Source organism: Streptomyces sp. NPDC058001, assembly GCF_042886315.1.
Taxonomy (GTDB): domain Bacteria; phylum Actinomycetota; class Actinomycetes; order Streptomycetales; family Streptomycetaceae; genus Streptomyces.
This window is the reverse complement of record NZ_JBHVQT010000002.1, coordinates 24,453-41,330: the sequence shown is the minus strand read 5'-3', so window position 1 is coordinate 41,330 and position 16,878 is coordinate 24,453. Positions and strand designations below refer to the sequence as shown.

The 16,878-nt window shown below is 70.7% G+C and carries 10 protein-coding genes; 6 read left to right on the top strand and 4 right to left on the bottom strand.

Going from position 1 to position 16,878, the window contains the following annotated elements; all coding sequences use genetic code 11:
* Window positions 1–10 precede the first annotated feature (10 nt).
* Both ACFVT5_RS03710 and galE read left to right on the top strand, forming a co-directional pair.
* Window positions 11–1,678 (top strand): glycosyltransferase family 2 protein, encoded by a 1,668-nt coding sequence (locus tag ACFVT5_RS03710; protein ID WP_389881077.1) that lies wholly within the window; start codon window positions 11–13, stop codon window positions 1,676–1,678.
* A 72-nt stretch (window positions 1,679–1,750) separates the two neighbouring features.
* The gene (gene galE, locus ACFVT5_RS03705; protein ID WP_389881076.1) at window positions 1,751–2,740 is read left to right on the top strand and encodes a UDP-glucose 4-epimerase GalE; all 990 of its coding nucleotides are present in this window, start codon (window positions 1,751–1,753) and stop codon (window positions 2,738–2,740) included.
* Window positions 2,741–2,847: 107 nt separating this feature from the next.
* On the opposite strand, the gene ACFVT5_RS03700 is transcribed toward galE, so the two are convergent.
* Window positions 2,848–3,477 (bottom strand): TetR/AcrR family transcriptional regulator, encoded by a 630-nt coding sequence (locus ACFVT5_RS03700; RefSeq protein WP_389881074.1) that lies wholly within the window; start codon window positions 3,475–3,477, stop codon window positions 2,848–2,850.
* A 192-nt stretch (window positions 3,478–3,669) separates the two neighbouring features.
* On the opposite strand from ACFVT5_RS03700, the gene ACFVT5_RS03695 reads away from it, so the two are divergent.
* The 4 genes from ACFVT5_RS03695 to ACFVT5_RS03680 all read left to right on the top strand — a co-directional run bounded on the left by ACFVT5_RS03695 (window position 3,670) and on the right by ACFVT5_RS03680 (window position 9,617).
* The gene (locus tag ACFVT5_RS03695) at window positions 3,670–4,620 is read left to right on the top strand and encodes an ABC transporter permease (RefSeq protein ID WP_389881072.1); all 951 of its coding nucleotides are present in this window, start codon (window positions 3,670–3,672) and stop codon (window positions 4,618–4,620) included.
* Window positions 4,621–4,720: 100 nt separating this feature from the next.
* On the top strand, window positions 4,721–5,623 hold the full coding sequence (locus ACFVT5_RS03690; RefSeq protein WP_389882044.1) for an ABC transporter ATP-binding protein: 903 nt from the start codon (window positions 4,721–4,723) through the stop codon (window positions 5,621–5,623).
* 101 nt (window positions 5,624–5,724) lie between these two features.
* Window positions 5,725–7,965, top strand: a complete 2,241-nt coding sequence (locus tag ACFVT5_RS03685; RefSeq protein ID WP_389881071.1) for a CDP-glycerol glycerophosphotransferase family protein — start codon at window positions 5,725–5,727, stop codon at window positions 7,963–7,965.
* Window positions 7,962–9,617: a glycosyltransferase family 2 protein gene (locus ACFVT5_RS03680; protein ID WP_389881069.1), complete on the top strand. Its 1,656-nt coding sequence runs from the start codon at window positions 7,962–7,964 to the stop codon at window positions 9,615–9,617. Before ACFVT5_RS03685 ends, ACFVT5_RS03680 begins: the two co-directional genes overlap by 4 nt.
* A 62-nt stretch (window positions 9,618–9,679) precedes the next feature.
* Here the strand turns inward: ACFVT5_RS03680 and ACFVT5_RS03675 are convergent, their stop codons facing one another.
* The 3 genes from ACFVT5_RS03675 to ACFVT5_RS03665 all read right to left on the bottom strand — a co-directional run bounded on the left by ACFVT5_RS03675 (window position 9,680) and on the right by ACFVT5_RS03665 (window position 16,778).
* Window positions 9,680–11,167 carry a hypothetical protein gene (locus ACFVT5_RS03675; protein ID WP_389882042.1) on the bottom strand — a complete coding sequence of 496 codons (1,488 nt, stop codon included), beginning with the start codon at window positions 11,165–11,167 and terminating at the stop codon, window positions 9,680–9,682.
* Entirely contained in the window at window positions 11,142–11,651 is a 510-nt protein-coding gene (locus tag ACFVT5_RS03670) for a GtrA family protein (protein ID WP_389881067.1), read from the bottom strand. Before ACFVT5_RS03670 ends, ACFVT5_RS03675 begins: the two co-directional genes overlap by 26 nt.
* 153 nt (window positions 11,652–11,804) lie before the next feature.
* Window positions 11,805–16,778: an NAD-glutamate dehydrogenase gene (locus ACFVT5_RS03665; RefSeq protein ID WP_389881065.1), complete on the bottom strand. Its 4,974-nt coding sequence runs from the start codon at window positions 16,776–16,778 to the stop codon at window positions 11,805–11,807.
* Window positions 16,779–16,878: the final 100 nt, after the last annotated feature.

Sequence of the window (16,878 nt, the reverse complement as noted above, 5' to 3'; positions counted from 1 at the left end):
GTCTCGCTCCGTGGATCTCTCCTCCCCGCACTCCGCACAGGCCGATACGTCGCCGACCGGCGTCTCCCAGGTCGGCGTCGTCGTGATCGGTCACAACGACGCCGCGCATGTGCTGGACGCCGTGCGTTCGGCGCTCGCCCAGGGCGCGGCCGTCCGCGAGGTCGTCGCCGTCGACGACCGCTCCACGGACGACAGCGCGGACCTGCTGGGCCGCCTCGCGGCGACCGAGCCACGCCTGCGGGTGATGCGCCGGGAGACCAACAGCGGCGGCTGCGGCACCCCGCGCAACGACGGCATCGCCGCCACCACAGCCCCGTACGTGATGTTCCTCGACAGCGACGACGTACTGCCGCCCGGCGCGGTGGACGCGCTGCTGCGCGCCGCCGTCGCGCACGGCGCCGAGGTCACGTCGGGGCTGTGCGTGCGCCGGGAGCTGCCGTCCGGGCGCGAGGTGCCCTGGCAGCCCCGGCTCTACGCGAAGGAGACCGTCGTCGCGCGTCCCGTGCGGCGGCCCGGTCTGGTGCGGGACACGCTCTGCGTCAACAAGCTGTACCGCGCCGACTTCCTGCGCGAGCACGGCATCCGCTTCCCCGACGGACGCTTCCCGTACGAGGACTTCGTGTTCACCGCGCGCGTGTTCGCCGCCGCGCCGCGCGTCGCGCTGATCCCGGACACCGTCTACGTGTGGCATGTGCGGCGCGACGCGGACCGGCTGTCGATCTCGCTGGACCGCTCCGGCGTCGACAACTGGCGGGCGCGCACGGAGGCCCACCGCCAGGCCGTCGAAACGTTTCTCGCGGCCGGTGAGAAGCGGCTCGCGCGCGCGAGTCGTAGCTCGTTCCTGGACCGCGGACTGCGCATGTACGCGCGGGAACTCGACCAGCGCGGCGCCGAGTACCGGCGTGTCTGGTGGGCCCATACGCGCGCGTACCTGTCGACGTTCGACGCCGCCGACCTGGAGCGGGCGCCCGCTCCCGGGCGGGTCGTCGCGCGCGTGATCCTGGCGTCGCCCGAGCCGCGTGACCTGACCCGTATCAAGGAGATCGCCGCTCGTCCCGCGCGGTTGCGTCCGCCCTACGCGCGCGCCGCCGACGGCACCCCCGTCTGGTCCGATGACCTTCCGCAGGTCACCCTCGACCATCTGCTGGTACGCCCGCTGCATCTGCTGCCGCTCGCGGTGGACGCGGAACTGCGTCCCCGCGCGCGTGCGTCCGTTCTGCGGCTGCGTCTGCACGAGCTGTACGGGCGGGTCGCGCAGGCCGGTCCCGAGGCGGTGGACGCCGAGTTCGTGGACCGGGCGAGCGGGCGGGTGGGGCAGCGGCGCACGGTGCCGTTCGCCCCGGAGACCGGGGCGTCCGGGGCCGACGTGTCCGAGGACGACACCTGGATCGCCGAAGCCACGGTGGACCTGTCGGCGCTCGGCGCGGGCACCTGGGACCTCCGGCTGCGGCTGCGGTTCGCCGACGGCACGAGCCGGGACGCGTCGGCGCACGCGGTGCCGGGACCGAAACTGCTGCGGCGCACGGCAGTACCGAGTGTGCGCCGAGGTGTGCTCCTGATACAGCCGTACGCGACGCACGCGGGGGCGCTCGCGGTGCGGATCGCGCCGGGCGCGCGCGGGGTCGCGGGGGTGGTACGACGCCGGGCGGCACGTCTGCTCGGCCGCGCGAGACGATGACCCCGACAGGCCACCGACCGCGGCGGCCCCCGACGCCCGCCTCCCCCTACCCGACAAGGTGAGTACGACCCCATGACCTGGCTGATCACCGGCGGTGCCGGCTACATCGGAGCGCATGTCGTCCGCGCGATGACCGAGGCGGGCGAACGGACCGTGGTCTACGACGACCTGTCCACCGGTGTCGCCGAGCGCGTCCCCGACGGCGTACCGCTGGTCGTCGGCTCGACCCTGGACCGGGCGCTGGTGACCCGTGCGATCGCCGGGCACGGCATCAAAGGCGTGGTGCACCTCGCGGCGAAGAAGCAGGTCGGCGAGTCCGTTGACCTGCCGCTGCACTACTACCACGAGAACATCGAGGGGCTGCGGGTCCTCCTGGAAGCCGTGGTCGACGCGGGCGTCGGGTCGTTCGTGTTCTCGTCGTCGGCGGCGGTCTACGGCATGCCGGACGGCGCGCCCGGCACCCTGGTCACCGAGGACACCCCCTGTGTGCCGATGAGCCCGTACGGCGAGACCAAGCTCGCGGGCGAGTGGCTGGTACGGGCCGTGGGCCGGGCGCACGGCCTGGCGACGGCGTCGCTGCGGTACTTCAACGTCGCGGGCGCCGCGACGCCCGAACTCGCCGACACGGGTGTGTTCAACCTCGTCCCGATGGTCTTCGAGAAGCTGACGGCGGACGAACCCCCACAGATCTTCGGCGCCGACTACCCGACCCCGGACGGCACCTGCGTCCGCGACTACATCCACGTGGTCGATCTCGCGGAGGCCCACGTCGCCGCCGCCCACCGCCTGGCCGCGGCCCCCGGCACCGACCTGACCCTCAACATCGGCCGCGGCGAAGGCGTTTCGGTCCGCGAGATGATCGACCGGATCACCACGATCACGGGCCACACGGTGACCCCCACGATCGCCCCCCGCCGCCCCGGCGACCCCCCGAGCGTGGTCGCGTCGGCGGACCGCATCGCCGACGCCCTCCACTGGAAGTCCACCCATGACACCGACGCCATGATCACCTCAGCCTGGCAGGGCTGGCTCCACCACCATCCGACGGAACGGAAGGGCTGACGATTCCGAGGCCGCCCTCAAAGGCCCCTCGCTCAAGGACCTCCGGCTCAAGGACCTCCGGCTCAAAGGCGGTCGACTCAAAGCCGGTCGGCTCAAGGGCGGTCGGCTCAAAGGGACTTCAATGCCGCTGCCGTTGCCCGCGCCAGGGATGGTACGTAGCCCTTCGGGACGGGGTCGCGCATGACGGCTGTGTGCCAGTACAGGGGGCCCGAGATCAGGTCGAGGGCCAGGGACTCGTCGAGGGTCGGGGTGAGTTCGCCGCGGGTCGTGGCGGCCTGGAGGATGCCGCTCGCCACCCCGTGCTGCCCCTCGCGCAGTGCCTTCTGGAGGGCTTCGGCGATCTCCGGGTTGCGGGCCGCCTCCGCCTGGAGGTCCGGCAGGATCTGCGAGGCCAGCGGGTGCCGCAGGGCCCGGGACATCACCTCGTACAGCAGGCGCAGGTCGCCTTCGAGGGAGCCCGTGTCCGGCATGGGCAGGCCCTGTACCGCGACGGCGGAGACGACGTCCAGGACGAGGTGGAGCTTGGAGCGCCAGCGCCGGTAGACGGCGGTCTTGCCGACGCCGGCTCTGCGCGCGATGCCCTCGATCGACATCCGGCCGTAGCCGACCGCCGCGAGTTCCCCGAAGACGGCCGCACGGATCGCCTCGGTCTTGTCCTCGCGCAGCACGGCCGCCCCGGCGGGGGCGCGGCGGCGGCGCGGCGGCTCGTCACGTGCCGTTTCGCTCGTCGTCGACATACGGACAGCATAAAGCGTGACGACGATACGGTTGCGTTCCGACGTGCTAACGGCCTAGTCTCGACGTTGCGACGATACGGGTCCGTTCCGACGGAGCAGCGAACAGCCCGCGCGTTCCGGCACACGTTCCGGCACGGGATCACCCCACCCCCCGTATCCCCGCGTCAGCCTCCCCGAGCGAAAGCAACGGTTGTGAGCCAGGTCATCGACGCGCCGCCCGGTCCGGCGGCCACCCCCTCCGGCGCCTCACCCGGCACCCCGCCCTCGTCCGGCGCCCTCTCCCCCGCGGAGCTGGCCGCCCGGCACGGTCTCACGGTCAGCGGCGCCCGCCCGACGCTGCCCGCCTATGTCGGACAGCTCTGGCGGCGGCGGCATTTCATCACCGCCTTTGCCACCGCCAAACTCACCTCGCAGTACAGCCAGGCCAAGCTCGGCCAGGTCTGGCAGGTCATGACCCCGCTGCTGAACGCGGCGGTGTACTACTTCATCTTCGGCGTGCTCATGAACACCCGGCGCGGCGTCGAGGACTACGTCCCGTTCCTCGTCACCGGCGTCTTCGTCTTCACGTTCACGCAGCAGTCCGTGATGGCCGGCACCCGCGCCATCTCCGGCAACCTCGGCCTGGTCAGGGCCCTGCACTTCCCGCGCGCCGCGCTCCCCGTCTCCTTCGCGCTGCAACAGCTCCAGCAACTGCTGTTCTCCATGTGCGCGCTGGTCGTCATCCTGCTCGCCTTTGGCGTGCCGCCCACCCCGGCCTGGCTTTTGGTCGCCCCGGTCCTGGTCCTCCAGTTCACGTTCAACACCGGCCTCGCGCTGATCGTGGCGCGGATGGGCAGCAAGACCCCGGACATCGCCCAGCTCATGCCCTTTCTGCTGCGGACCTGGATGTACACGTCCGGAGTGATGTGGAGCATCGAGAAGGTGGTGGCGGGCCGGGACATCCCGGAGTTCGTCAAGGTCCTGCTGGAGTGCAATCCGGCCGCCGTCTACATCGACCTGATGCGGTTCGCGCTGATCGACAGCTTCCACGCGAGCCAGCTGCCCGCCCACGTCTGGGCCTGGGCCCTCGGCTGGGCCCTGCTCGCCGGCGTCGGCGGCTTCATCTACTTCTGGAAGGCAGAGGAGACCTACGGCCGTGGCTGACATCTCCGCAACCCAAGGCACCCCCGACACCACAGCCCAAGGCACCGCCGACACCACAAACCAAGGCACCCCCGACACCAGGGCAACCAAAACCCCCGGCATCCCCGACACCACAACCCACGGCACCCCCGACTCCCTCGTCCCCACCGTCATCGTCGACGCCGTCGACATCGTCTACCGCGTCCACGGCACCGGCTCCGGCCGCGGCACCGCCACCGCCGCCCTCAGCCGTATGCTGCGCCGCCGCAGCCGTACGGGCCGCGAGAAGAGCGACCGCGCCGCAGGCGTCCGTACCGTGCACGCCGTCAAGCGGGTCTCGTTCACCGCCTACCGCGGCGAGGCGATCGGCCTGATCGGCACCAACGGCTCCGGCAAGTCCACCCTGCTCAAGGCCGTCGCGGGCCTGCTCCCCGTCGAGAACGGCCATATCTACACCGGCGGCCAGCCCTCCCTCCTCGGCGTCAACGCGGCCCTGATGAACGACCTGACCGGCGAGCGCAACGTCCACCTCGGCGGCCTCGCCATGGGCATGTCCCGCGACCAGGTCCGCGAGCGCTACGACGGCATCGTCGACTTCTCCGGCATCAACGAGAAGGGCGACTTCATCTCGCTGCCCATGCGGACGTACTCCTCCGGCATGGCCGCCCGGCTCCGGTTCTCCATCGCCGCCGCCAAGGACCACGACGTCCTGCTCATCGACGAGGCCCTGGCCACCGGCGACCGCTCCTTCCAGCGCCGCTCCGAAGCCCGTATCCGCGAACTGCGCAAGGAGGCCGGCACGGTCTTCCTGGTCAGCCACAGCAACAAGTCCATCCGCGACACCTGCGACCGCGTCCTGTGGCTGGAGCGCGGCGAGCTGCGCATGGACGGCCCCACGGACGACGTGCTCAAGGAGTACGAGGCGTTCACCGGCGGCGCGGACAAGCCGTCCGCACCCAAGAAAAAGCCACCGAAACAGCAGAAAGCGGAACCGCCGAAGACGGACGTGCTTCTTCCTTCTTGACGAATCGGCCTGTTACGGACTTTCTGACGATACGAACTTTCTGACGAATTGCTCCGTTACGAACACTGTGGGAGCGTCAACCGAAAGAGTGAGGGGTGAGGATGCCGGAGCAGATGCCGGAGCAGCCGCGCCTAAGCGTCATCGTCCACGGCCGCAATGTCCAGGGCCATCTCGGCGCCTGCCTGGACGCCGTCGCCGACCGGCCGTCGACGGCGACCGAGGTGATCGTCGCCGCCGTCGGCGCCTCGGCCCGGCGCGTCGCCGACACCTACGCCGCCCGTGACCCCCGCTTCGTCACCGTGCCGCTGTCCGACGACACCTCGCTCGGTGCGGCCCGCGCGGCCGGCGCCGAGCGGGCGCGCGGCACCTGGCTGCACTTCGCGCACGCCAAGGACCGGCTCCCCCCGGGCGCCGTCCGGAGCATCGCGGACGCCACGGCGGGCCAGCCGGACGAGGTGGACGTCGTCGTCATGGACCACGTCCACTCGACCTGGCACACCTCCGGGGTACCGTCCGACGACGGCACGGTCCTGGCCCGCGCGGGCCGCTCACCCCTCGGCCTCGGCGACTTCCCCGACCTGCTGCGCCTCGCACCGCTCCTCGGCAACCGCACCCTGCGCGCGACGTTCTGGCAGGACGCCCGCCACGCCTTCGCCGCCCTGGACGACGAGCCGACCCTGGCCTACGCCACCCTCGTCCACGCCCGCCGTGTCGCCGCCCTCGACCAGGTCGTCCTGGACGACCGCAGACTGCGCACCGCGAGCCTGCCGCCGCTCACCCCCGCGGAGCAGTTCGCGGTCGTGGAGCGGTACGAGGCGGTGCAGAGCCTGATGGCGGGTCTCGGCACGGCCAGGGCGGCGCGCGGCGTGTTCTACGACGTGATGGTCGGCGAGTGGCTGCGGATCATCGCCCGTGACGCGCTGCCCGGACCGGTCGCCAAGGAGTTCTTCCACCGCGCGTCACGCGCCGCCGCCCGCTGGCGCCCCGAGGGCCATGTCCGCCCCGAAGGGCTCGACGGCATCCGGCACGCCCTCCTGGAACAGGACGCCTACGAAAGGTACCGCGCGTTCCAGACCGTCAACCACAAGCGCCGCGAGCTGCGGTCCGAGTTCGCGCGCCGCAAGCGGAAGGTCGGCACCACGCTGCGCGACCACCGCTACCGCAAGGCCCTGGCGGGGCCCGTCGACCCGGACCTCGCCGTGTTCTCCGCGTACTGGGACCGGGGCGTCGCCTGCAATCCGGCGGCGATCGCGGCGAAGCTCGGCGAACTCGCCCCGCACATCCACCCGGTGTGGGTGGTGTCGACCGCGAACGCGCCGCTGCTGCCGCCCGGCACCGACCATGTGGTGCCCGGCACCCGGCGGTACTGGGAGGTGATGGCCCGCGCCAAGTACCTCGTCAACAACGTCAACTTCCCCGGCGCGATCGTCAAACGCCCCGACGCGATCCACCTCCAGACGCATCACGGCACCCCGCTGAAGCGGATGGGCCTGGACCAGCTCGACTATCCGACGGCGTCCAAGGGCCTCAACTTCCGGGGTCTGCTCGCCCGTGTCGACAAGTGGGACTACAGCGTCTCGGCGAACACCCACTCCAGCGAGACGTGGGAGCGCGCGTACCCTTCGCACTTCGTCTCGCTCGACCACGGCTACCCGCGCAACGACGTCCTGCACCGCGCGACGGCCGCCGACATCCTCGCCGTCCGCGAGCGCCTCGGTATCGCCCCCGGCCGCACCGCCCTGCTGTACGCGCCGACGCACCGTGACTACGAGGCGAGTTGGACGCCCCGGCTCGACCTCGCGGACCTCGCCGAACGGCTCGGCGACGAAACCGTGATCCTGGTGCGCGGCCACTACTTCTACGGCGGCGCCGCGTCCCCGCTCGCCGGTCTGCGGCGCGGCGGCCGGATCATCGACGTCTCCGCGTACGACCCGGTCGAGGAACTGGCACTCGCCGCCGACGCGCTCGTCACGGACTATTCGTCGATCATGTTCGACTACGCCAACCTGGACCGCCCGATCGTCGTCTACGCCGATGACTGGGAGACGTACGCGAAGACCCGGGGCGTGTACTTCGACCTGACGGAGAACGCCCCGGGGCAGGTGGCCCGTACCCAGGACGAGTTGACCGAGGTGTTCCGGTCCGGTGCGTGGCGCGACGGGTCGGCGGCGAAGGCGCGGGCCGCGTTCCGGCGCCGCTTCTGCGAGTTCGACGACGGACGGGCCGCCGAGCGGGTGGTGCGCCGGGTCTTCCTCGGCGCGGACGAGTCCGCCCTGCCCCCGGTGATCCCGGTCGACCAACGCGTCCCCGCGCCCACCCCGGAGGAGGCCGCCGCCCTATGACCAGCCGCCCCGAGCCCGATGTGACCGTGACGGTCATCGTCTTCAACGACGCCGAGCGGCTGCCGCGTGCCGTGGCGTCGCTGCGCCGGCAGACCCACGCGAACATCGAGATCGTCATCAGCGACGACCACTCCACGGACGAAACGCCCCAGGTGGCCCGCGCGTTGGCGGCCGAGGACGACCGGATCACGTATGTGCGGCTCCCGGAGAACAGCGGCGGATGCAGCGCGCCCCGCAACCGCGCGCTGGACATCGCCCGCGCCCCCTATGTGATGTTCCTCGACAGCGACGACGAACTCCCGCCCCACTCGGTCGAGTCGCTCCTCGCCGCACACCACGAGCGGGACATCGACTTCGCGATGGGCGCGGTCGAGCGGGTACGCACGGACACCGGCCGGGTCTCCACCTGGATGCCGCATCTGGTCGCCGAGCGCCGCACGGTGGACGGCATCGACGCCGAACCCCGGCTGCTCTTCGAGCACTTGTCGACCAGCAAGATGTACCGCAAGGACTTCCTCGACCGGCATGCCCTGCGCTTCCCCGAGGGCATCCACTACGAGGACCAGTTGTTCTCGGCCCAGGCGTACTGTCTCGCCCGCTCGTTCACGATCGTCCCGGAGCCGGTGTACCGCTGGTACATCGCGCCGTACGTCGCCGCCGCGGACGCCTCGATATCGAATCAACGGCACAGACTGGCCAACGTCCGCGACCGCGTCCATGTCCAACGCCTCATCGACGCCTTCCTCACCGACAGCGGCCACGCGTCGATCCGCGAGGACAAGGACTACAAGTTCCTCAAGCACGACTTCCGGATGTACGCGGGCGACCTGCCGTTCCGCGACGACGCCTGGCTGGCGGGCTTCGCCGAGATCATGGACCCGTACCTCGCGACCCTGTCCCCCGCCGCGTACGCCCGACTGCCGCGCGCGGAACGGGTGGTGATCCAGCTCGTACGGGACGGCCGCTTCGCCGATGTCCGGCTCGCGGCACGTGGGCTCGGGCAGGGCGTGGCACCCCGCGAGACGGTCACGGACGCGGACGGCCGGATCTACTGGGGCGACCGGGTGCCCGACACGGAGGACGGCCGGGCCGCGCTGGACCTCACCGACCAGCGGGTGGACAGCAGGCCGTTCCCGAGCGCCCTGTTCCGGCACGAGATCCTGTCGGTGGAGCGGGGGCCCGGCGCGAACGTCGACCTGAGCGTCCGCACCTACGACCCGGGGCTGCGGCTGCCGGTCGGACCGCGCGTGGCGAGTATCGCGGTGGCCCCGGCCCGACGCCGCCTGACGGTGCGGTTCCGGTTGGACCCCGTACGCCCCGGCGTCTTCGAGGGCCGCGTACGCCTGGACCTGGCAGCGGCCCCGCTCCCCCTCCAGGGCTTCGACGGCACCCGCCACCCGATCCTGATCCTGGAGGAACAGGGCCTCCGCAACACGGGCCTGCTCCTCGCCCCGTTGACCTTTCCGCCCCTGACGACAAGGGCACCCCACCACCAACTCACGGTAGAACCGGAGGGCAGGGGACCGGGCCGCCTACAGATCCACTGGTCACCTACGGGCGCCACAGCCCGCCTGATCCAACCGGCGGCCCGCAGACTGGCAGTCCCGAAATTGCGCAAGGCAGCGGAACTGATAGCCAGCGCGCTGCGTTAGCACTGAAACGGGCAACCGCGGACCGCCCGCACAGGACCCTCAGACCGACCGCACAGGTCCCCTCAGCCCCGGACAACCTCGTACAACACCAGCCCCTGAGGCCCCGTACCCACAGCCCGTACCCCACTCCATTCCGGCCCCCCGACCACCCACCGCACCCCGTACTCCCGAAGCACCCTCCCCCGCTCCCCGTCCGAAGCCGAAGGCGAGTAGTACAGGTTCCGGTCCCGCACCCGCACCCCCTCATCCGGAAGAAACACATCCGGATACCCGGGCGCCACGGTGTACCCCCCGTACGCCGGAATCTGCCGAGCGGGAAACGTCTGAGCCATCACGACATCCCCGTACCGCACCCACGGGGTGATCCACCGGTACCCCACCCACGGCACCTGGTACTTCTCGGCCACCACTGAAGGCAACACCCGTTCCGGCACCACATACCCGAGCGTCCCGGACTGGGCGAAGGCCCCCACGGCCAGCGCAGCGCACAACACCCCGCCGAAAGCCCGCCGCACGGCGAGAGACGACACCTCGAACACCTCAAGCGCCGCCGCGACCTGCGCCGGGATCAGCGCCGCCGGCAACACCCGCCCCCACGCGTAGTGCCCGGTCACCCCACCCGCCACGAACACCACCGCACCGAGTGCGAAGAAGATCACCAGCGGATCCCTGCGGTCCCGGCGCCAGCGCAGGGCGAGCGCGACGACCCCGAGCAGCGCGAGCCCGAGGTGCGGCAGCACCTGCCGGTACAGCGACCGGTGGATCGCGTCGAGCCCACCGCCGGTACGCAACAGCGCGAAGAAGTCGTAGTACGGCCAGCCGACGAGCACCACGATTCCGAGCACGAGCCCGGCCGCGAGCCGCAGCCAGACGGCTCTGCCGGGCCATGGCCGGGCGCCGAGCAGCATCGCGAGGGCCCCGAAGGTCGCGACCACACCGGAGAACTGATGACACAGCAGCACCACGGCCCACAGCAGCCCCAGACCCAGGAACACCCACCAGGACGCCGCGATCCGCAGGGCGCGCCGCAGCCCGGCCCACAGATGGAAGGCGAGCCCCAGCGCGAACGTGCTGGGATACGCGACCGTCAGCGCCAGTGACCCGAGCCCGGGAAAGCCGCTCCAGTTGAACCGCTCCGTCCCCCACAGCAGCAGCACGCACAGTACGGCGACGGCGGGCGCCGCCCGGTGCGCGCTCAGTGTCCGCACGAACCGCCACACCCCGGTGACGAGCACGGCCAGCCCGACGACGGCGGCGATCCGCAGGACGGTGAAGGTCCCGAGCCCGGTGACCTTGGCGAACGCGCCGAGGAGCACGGTCCAGGGCGAGTAGTACGGGCTCGGCGTGTCCGCGTCGACCAGCGGGTTGCCGGGGTCGAGGAGGCTGTGCCGGAGGCGTTCGAGGGTGGCGGCGTGCATACCGAGATCGCCGGCCCACGGCAGCCGCACGATGACCAGGGCGAGCAGCAGCAGGAGGGCCCCGGCGGCGGTCCAGGAGACGGCCACAGGGGCGGCGCCGGACCGGTTAGCCGCGGGCTCCACAGGCTCCATCGCGTTCCGGTTCAAGACACCCATCGTGCTGGAAAACCCACGTGCGGTACACCAGGAACCGGAAAGCGGAGGCCAGGGCGATCGACAGTGCCTTGGCGGCGTTGGATTCCAGTGGCCCTGTCATGCCCGCGCCGTGATAGGCGGCGTAGAAGAGGACGCTCTCCATGAACACGCCGATGCCGCTGAAGACGAAGAACAGCAGGATCTGCTGCCGGGTGCGCGAGGCCCGGTCGCGGTAGGCGAAGAAGCGGAAGCCGATGTAGTTGGTCCCCATGGCGACACAGCTCGCGAGGACGGTCGCGGTCATCGGGCCGGACGCCAGGCCGTGCAGCAGCAGGTTGAAGACGACGAAGTTGACCGCGACGCCACTGCCGCCGACGATCCCGAACTTGACGACTTCGAGCGCGAGACGGCGTAGGCGGGCGAGCGCGGGCCCGGCCGCGGGCAGTTGCCGCAGTGGGCTGTCGGACACATTGACGGTCACGAAGTGGACACCCCTCAAGTCTGACAATCGGGTCCACTTTAAACGGAATGCCGGAATTTTCCCTGAACGTCGTCCCTGAGTGCCGTCCCTGAACGCCAACGGGGGCGCCCCGCACCGCGTGGTGCCGGACGCCCCCGCAGGGTCCCGTACGGATCAGGTGTGCGTACGCAGCAGCGTCCGCATGGTCCGCATCGCGACCGACAGGTTCGCCAGGTCGAACGCGTCCGAACTCTGGATCTCCTCCAGGGTCGTCCGGGCCCGGCTGAGGATCGGCGCGTTCTTCTCCTCCCACGACTTGAACCGCTGCTCGGGCGTCGACGCGCCGTTGCCGACGGCGAGGATGTCCGCGGTGAGTGCCGCGTGCGCCGCGAACAGGTCCTCACGGATCGAGGCCCGCGCCATCGACTGCCAGCGGTCGGCCCGCGGCAGTTCGATGATCCGGTCCATGAGTTGCGCGATCCGCAACCGGTCCGCGAGGTCGTAGTACACCTCGGCGACCGCCATCGGGTCCTTGTCCATCCGGTCCGCGATGGCGACGATGTCGAGCGCCGGGAACGCCGACGAGAACCCGGCGACCCGGGTAGCCAACTCGCCCGGCACCCCGGCCTCGGTCAGCTCGTCGTGGATCCGCTGGTACCACTCGACGTCCGCGCCGCGCAGCAGCTTCGGCAACTCGGACCAGACCTCGGCGACGCCCTCACGGAAGAAGTCGATGGTCTCGGCGAGTTGCAGCGGCTGCGGCCGGTTGTTCAGCAGCCAGCGGGTGCCGCGCTCGACCAGGCGCCGCGAGTGCAGCCGGATCCGGGTCTGGATGTCGGCGGCGACCACGGTGTCGAGCGCCTCGACCGCGTCCCACACCGCGCCGAGCCCGAAGATCTCCCGCGCGGCGAGCTGCGCCCGCACGATCTCCTCCAGGGAGGCGCCCGACTCCTCGCGCAGCCGGTGCAGGAACGTCGAACCGCCGGAGTTCACGGTGTCGTTGACGAGGACGGTCGTCACGATCTCGCGGTTCAGCGCGTGCCCGTCGACCTGCTCGGGGAACCGCTCGACCAGTGCCTGCGGGAAGTACGCGTGCAGCAGCCGGCGCAGATACGGGTCGTCGGGGAGCCCTGTGCCGATCAGCTCCTCGGCGGCCGTGATCTTGGTGTAGGCGAGCAGGACGGCGAGTTCGGGCTGGGTCAGACCGCGGCCCGCGTTCATCCGCTCCCGGATCTGCCGGTCGCTCGGCAGGAACTCCAGGCCACGGTCGAGCGCGCCGTCCTTGCCGAGGCGGCGCATGAACCGCTGATGGGCGTGGAGCAGCGAGGCGGACTGGGCCATTCCGTTGGCGAGGGCCACGTTCTGCGCGTAGTTGTTGCGCAGGACGAGACGGCCGACCTCGTCGGTCATCTCGGCGAGGAACGTGTTGCGCTGCTTGACGGTCATGTCGCCGTCCGCGACGACCGAGTTGAGCAGGATCTTGATGTTCACCTCGTGGTCGGAGGTGTCCACGCCCGCGCTGTTGTCGATGGCGTCGGTGTTGACCTTGCCGCCGCCGGTGGCGAACTCGATCCGGCCGAGCTGGGTCAGGCCCAGGTTGCCGCCCTCGCCGACGACCTTGGCACGCAGGTCGGCGCCGTCCACGCGGATCGCGTCGTTGGCCTTGTCGCCGACCTCGGCGTTCGACTCCGTGGACGCCTTCACATACGTGCCGATACCGCCGTTCCACAGCAGGTCGACCGGTGCCTGAAGGATCGCGCGCATCAGGTCGGCCGGGGTCATCTTGGCGGTCCCCGACTCGATGCCGAGTGCCTCGCGGATGTGCGAGTTGAGCTGGATCGCCTTGGCCGTACGCGGGAAGATCCCGCCGCCCGACGACATCAGCGACTTGTCGTAGTCGGCCCATGAGGAGCGCGGCAGCTCGAACAGGCGGCGCCGCTCGGCGTAGGAGACGGCCGCGTCCGGGCGCGGGTCGATGAAGATGTGCCGGTGGTCGAAGGCCGCGACCAGCCGGATGTGCTCGGACAGGAGCATGCCGTTGCCGAACACGTCACCGGACATGTCGCCGACGCCGACCGCCGTGAAGTCCTGGGTCTGCGTGTCGTGCCCCAGCTCCCGGAAGTGCCGCTTCACGGACTCCCAGGCGCCGCGCGCGGTGATGCCCATGCCCTTGTGGTCGTAGCCCGCGCTGCCGCCGGACGCGAAGGCGTCGCCGAGCCAGAAGTGGTAGCTCTGCGCCACGTCGTTGGCGATGTCCGAGAACGTCGCGGTGCCCTTGTCGGCGGCGACGACGAGATAGGTGTCGTCCTCGTCGTGCCGGACCACATCGGCGGGCGGCACGATCTCACCGGCCACCATGTTGTCGGTGATGTCGAGCAGCGCCGAGATGAACGTCTTGTACGAGGCCACGCCCTCGGCGAGCCACGCGTCCCGGTCCACGGACGGGTCCGGGAGCTGCTTGGCGACGAAGCCGCCCTTCGCGCCGACCGGCACGATGACGGTGTTCTTGACCATCTGCGCCTTGACCAGGCCGAGGATCTCCGTACGGAAGTCCTCACGCCGGTCCGACCAGCGCAGCCCACCGCGCGCGACCTTCCCGAACCGCAGATGCACGCCCTCCACGCGGGGCGAGTACACCCAGATCTCGTACGCGGGCCGCGGCGCCGGCAGGTCCGGGATGGCCTGCGGGTCGAACTTCATCGAGACGTACGCGTGCGGGGTGCCGCCCGGGATCTGCTTGGAGCCCTGGGCGTCGGCGCTCTGGAAGAAGTTGGTGCGCAGCGTGGCCTTGATGACGGTGAGGAAGGACCGCAGGATCCGGTCCTCGTCGAGCGAGGCGACCTGGTCGAGCGCGCCGTCCAGCTCCTCCAGGAGTCCGTCGATCAGCTCCGTACCGGCACGCTGGCGCTCGGGCGCCATCCGGGCCTCGAACAGGTTGACGAGCAGCCGGGTGGTGTGGACGTTGTTGCGGAGGGTGTCCTCCATGTAGTCCTGGCTGAACGTCGAACCGGCCTGGCGCAGATACTTGGCGTAGGCGCGCAGCACCATCGCCTCACGCCAGTTGAGCCCGGCGCTCAGCACCAGCGCGTTGAACCCGTCGTTCTCGGCGGCGCCGGTCCAGGTCGCGGCGAACGCCTCCTGGAACCGCTCGCGGCCGTCGTCTCCGAGGTAGTCGCCGTTGCCGCTGCCGAAGCGAGGCATGCGCAGGCCGAAGTCGTAGATCCACGCCGTGGTGCGGTCCGAGCAGCGCAGCTCGTAGGGCCGCTCGTCGGTGACCTCGACGCCGAGGCGGTTGAGGACCGGCAGCACCGCGGACAGGGAGACCTGCGCGCCGGTGCGGTAGATCTTGAAGCGGCGCTCGTCGGGGGCGCTGCCGACCGGCTCGTACAGGCTGAGCGCGAAGTCCTTCTCGGCGTGGGTGAGCGCCTCCATGTGGACCAGGTCGGCGACGGCGGCGCGCGGGGTGTGGTCCGCCTTGTAGCCCTCAGGGAAGGCGTTTCCGTAGCGGCGCAGGAGTCCGGCGGCGCGCTCCTCGCCGCACTCGGCGTTCAGCGCCTCCGCGAAGCCGTCGGCCCAGGAGCGGGCGGCGTCCACGAGCCGGGCCTCGACGCGGTCCTTGTCGGCGTCGCTGAGGCGCGGCAGCTCGGTGCCGGGCGCGACGCGGACGACGAAGTGCAGCCGGGACAGGATCGACTCGGTGTTCCAGGCCGTGAAGTCGACGCTGGTGCCGTGCAGTTCCTCCTTGAGGATGTCGATGATCCGCAGCCGCACCCCGGTCGTGTACCGGTCACGCGGCAGATACACCAGCGCCGAGTAGTAGCGCCCGTACTCGTCCTTGCGCAGGTACAGCCGCAGCCGGCGGCGCTCCTGGAGGTACAGCACGCTGGTGACGATGGACCGCAGCTCGTCGACGGGCGTCTGGAACAGTTCGTCGCGCGGGTAGGTCTCCAGGATCTGGAGCAGGTCGCGGCCGTCGTGGCTGTTGGGCGAGAAGCCCGCGCCCTGGAGGACCTCCTCGACCTTGCGCCGGATGACGGGCACGCGCCGCACCGACTCGGTGTAGGCGGCCGACGAGAACAGGCCGAGGAAGCGCCGCTCACCGACGACATTGCCTTCGGCGTCGAACTTCTTCACCCCGACGTAGTCGAGGTACGAGGGCCGGTGCACGGTGGCGCGGCTGTTGGCCTTGGTCAGGACGAGCAGCTTGTGCTCACGGGCCTTGGCGCGGGCGTCGGCGGGCAGCCGGCTGAAGGACGGGCTCACCGGGTGGTGGTCCTCGGTGCCGTGCTGCGGGTCGGAGCGCAGGATGCCGAGGCCGGTACCGGGCACGGGCGCGAGGGAGTCGTCGTCGCGCAGGTCGTACTCGCGGAAGCCGAGGAAGGTGAAGTGGTCGGCGGCGAGCCAGCGCAGCAGCTCCCGGGCCTCCTCGACCTCCTGGTCCCGCAGATCGTCGGCGGTGGGTTCGGTGGGCAGCTCGTCGGCGATGCGCAGCGCCGCGTCGCGCATCTTCTCCCAGTCCTCGACGGCCTCACGGGCGTCGGACAGCACCCGCAGCAGATCGGCGGTGATCTGCTTGAGGTCCGCGCGGTCGGTCTCGCGGTCGATCTCGACATGGATCCACGACTCGACGAGCGCGTCGTGCGGCAGGTCCTGCTTCCTGAGCGCCGCGCCGCGCTCGACGGGCAGCACCTCCAGGAGCTTGCCGGTGAGGTCGCGGCGGACGACGACCTGCGGGTGGATCACCACATGGATGCCGCGGCCCTGCCGGGACAGCTCATTGGTGACGGAGTCGACCAGGAACGGCATGTCGTCGGTGACCACCTCGACCACGGAGTGGCTGCACGTCCAGCCGTTCTCCTCGACGGTCGGTGTGTGCACCCGGACGTTCGCCGTGCCCTGGGGGCGGGTCTCTCCGAGCCGGTAGTGGGAGAAGGCGGCGCCGAAGACATCGACCGGGTCACGGTCGGCGAGGTCCTCCGGGGCGGTGTGCAGGTAGTAGCGCTGGAGGAACGCGAGCACGGTGTCCTGGTCGGGCATGCCCTCGTCCGTCGTCCCAGTCGGTAGAAACCCCCCGACCGGGCTGTTCTCAGCTACCCGGGCGGCCCGTGCGAGCAGCTCGGCCTTGGCTTCGTCCAGCTTGGTCTGCATTGTCCTCTGGCTCCTGTCGCGCGCCGTTGCGTGACGTAGAAGAAAGTGAAGAGACGTAACGCCGCGACGCGGGGTGTCCGGTCGATGTCGACGGTATGCC